This window comes from Butyrivibrio sp., from assembly GCF_017433805.1.
GTDB lineage: Bacteria > Bacillota > Clostridia > Lachnospirales > Lachnospiraceae > Butyrivibrio.
In genome coordinates this window covers 1-2396 of record NZ_JAFRGN010000030.1, presented here as the reverse complement: position 1 = coordinate 2396, position 2396 = coordinate 1, and the positions used below count along the sequence as shown (strand labels likewise).

The 2396-nt window shown below is 42.8% G+C and carries 3 protein-coding genes and 1 pseudogene; all 4 read left to right on the top strand.

What is annotated here, in order from left to right; genetic code table 11:
• Nucleotides 1-200 (top strand): annotated as a pseudogene (locus IJI01_RS07830) (DNA polymerase III subunit gamma/tau); the annotation flags it as partial.
• A gap of 47 nt (nt 201-247) precedes the next feature.
• Complete coding sequence (locus tag IJI01_RS07825) at nt 248-595, top strand: YbaB/EbfC family nucleoid-associated protein (RefSeq protein ID WP_292188328.1); 348 nt, start codon at nt 248-250, stop codon at nt 593-595.
• Entirely contained in the window at nt 595-1194 is a 600-nt protein-coding gene (recR, locus tag IJI01_RS07820; RefSeq protein WP_292188326.1) for a recombination mediator RecR, read from the top strand. Before IJI01_RS07825 ends, recR begins: the two co-directional genes overlap by 1 nt.
• Nucleotides 1195-1267: 73 nt before the next feature.
• Nucleotides 1268-2311 carry an aldose epimerase family protein gene (locus IJI01_RS07815; RefSeq protein WP_292188323.1) on the top strand — a complete coding sequence of 348 codons (1044 nt, stop codon included), beginning with the start codon at nt 1268-1270 and terminating at the stop codon, nt 2309-2311.
• Nucleotides 2312-2396 lie beyond the last annotated feature (85 nt).

The following is a 2396-nucleotide window of genomic DNA, read 5'->3' as shown; positions in this document are numbered from 1 at the left end:
TGGATAACAAACAGCTTACTGACAAGTATTCCAAGGGTGAGTCCAAGGAAGAGCTTCAGAACTTCTTGGACAATGCTACAGGCAAGCATATAGAGTTTGAGACAAGATATCTGGAAGCTCAGCAGACCTTTGAAGAAAATTTTGTTGACCTTCAGGCGATAAAGTTTGATATAGTAACTGAAGATAGTGAAACGGAGTAATTCGTATATCTATATATTTTTTGTTTTTTGAAAAGGAGAATTAAACAATGGCAAAAAGAGGTGGATTTCCAGGCGGCGGAATGCCTGGCAATATGAGCAATTTAATGAAGCAGGCGCAGAGAATGCAGCGCCAGATGGAGGAGAGCCAGAGAGAGCTCGAGACCAAGGAGTTCACAGCTAAGGCTGGCGGCGGTGCTGTAGAGGTTACAGTATTTGGTAACAAGCAGCTTAAGGCTGTAACTATTTCTCCAGAAGCTGTTGATCCTGATGATGTTGAGATGCTTCAGGACATGATCGTAGCAGCAGTTAATGAGGCAATGAAGCAGGCTGATGAAGCTAGTGGAGCACTTGTTAATAAGATGACTGGCGGACTTGGCGGAGGATTTCCTTTCTAATGGAGCTATACAGCGGACATATTAATAAGCTGATAGATGAGCTGTCTTCTCTTCCTGGAATCGGCGGCAAATCTGCACAGAGACTGGCTTTTTATCTCATTGGACTTCCCAAGGACAGAGTTCAGAGACTGGCAGATTCCATTGTTAACGCAAGGGAGAATGTACATTATTGCAAAGAGTGCTGTACTCTTACCGATGATGACATCTGTCCTATCTGCAGCAATACCAGCAGAGACCACAAGACCATTATGGTTGTAGAAAATGCTAGAGATTTAGCAGCATATGAGAAGACTGGTAAGTTTGAAGGTGTATATCATGTATTGCATGGGGCTATTTCCCCTATGCTCGGTGTTGGCCCTGGGGATATCAGGCTGGCAGAGCTGATGCAGCGTCTTCAGACACAGGAGGTAGACGAAGTTATAGTGGCTACCAATTCAAGTCTTGAGGGTGAGACAACTGCAATGTATATCAGCAAACTCATTAAGCCAACGGGCATCAAAGTAACCAGAATAGCCAGCGGAGTTCCTGTCGGAGGAGATCTTGAGTATATCGACGAGGTTACTCTTTTGAGAGCTTTGGAAGGCAGAACTGAGCTGTAAGATTTTATGTGTGTTGCACAATAATCATTATTTGAACAGTAGACTTGATGTTTTTTTCTAGGAGGAAGATGAAATGGCAGTGACAAAAGAGTTGTTTGGGAAGACACAAAACGGTGAGGAAGTATTTGCTTACCACATTTCTAACGGTAGTGGTGTAGAGGCAGTTATCCTCAACTATGGATGTACCATTAAAAATGTATTCGTTCCTACTAAGGACGGAGGCAAGGTTGATGTTGTTCTTGGCTATGATACAGCTGAGGCATATTTCGACAATGATTGCTTCCTTGGATCAACAGTTGGCCCAACAGCTAACAGAATTGCTGGTGCCAAGTATTCTATCGACGGAAAAGAATTTAATCTTCCAGTAAATGATGGTCCTAACAACCTTCATACAGATATGGCTATCGGATTCCATAAGCGTATCTGGGATGCTAAAGAGGGCGAGAACTGCGTAGAGTTCACTCTCAGATCAGCAGATGGCGATATGGGATTTTCTGGAAACAGAGTATTTACTCTTACATACACTCTTGATGAGGATAACAACCTTGAGCTTCACTACCATGCAACAAGTGATGCCAAGACTCTCATCAACATGACTAACCATGTATACTTCAATCTTAGTGGACATAATGCAGGTAGTATCCTCGACCACGAGCTTACACTCAATGCATCCAAGTTCACACCAGTTATCGACAGAGCAGCTATCCCTACTGGAGAGCTTGCAGATGTTGCTGGAACAGTTTTTGATTTCACTAAGGCTAAAGAGATCGGGCAGGATATCAACGCAGATGTAGAGCAGCTTCAGTGCGTAGGTGGTTATGATCATAACTTCTGCGTAGATGGTGCTGAGGGAACTCTTAGACAGGCTGCTTTTGCTAAGTCACCTAAGACCGGCATCACACTTAAATGCTCAACTACTCTTCCAGGAATCCAGCTCTATGTTGGTAACTTCTTAAAGAGCAAGGTTGGTAAAGAAAACACAGAGTACAAGCCAAGAGATGGCTTCTGCCTTGAAACTCAGTTCTATCCTAACTCAGTTAACCAGGCAGGCTTCCCAGATCCTATCTTTGGACCTGACAGAGAATATGACTGTGTGACTGTATATCAGTTTAAATAATTAAGTACTATGAATACAGTGCTGTTGATACTTTTAGCATCAACACACTGTATTTACATTATTGGAGAATAAAATTGGCAGAAGT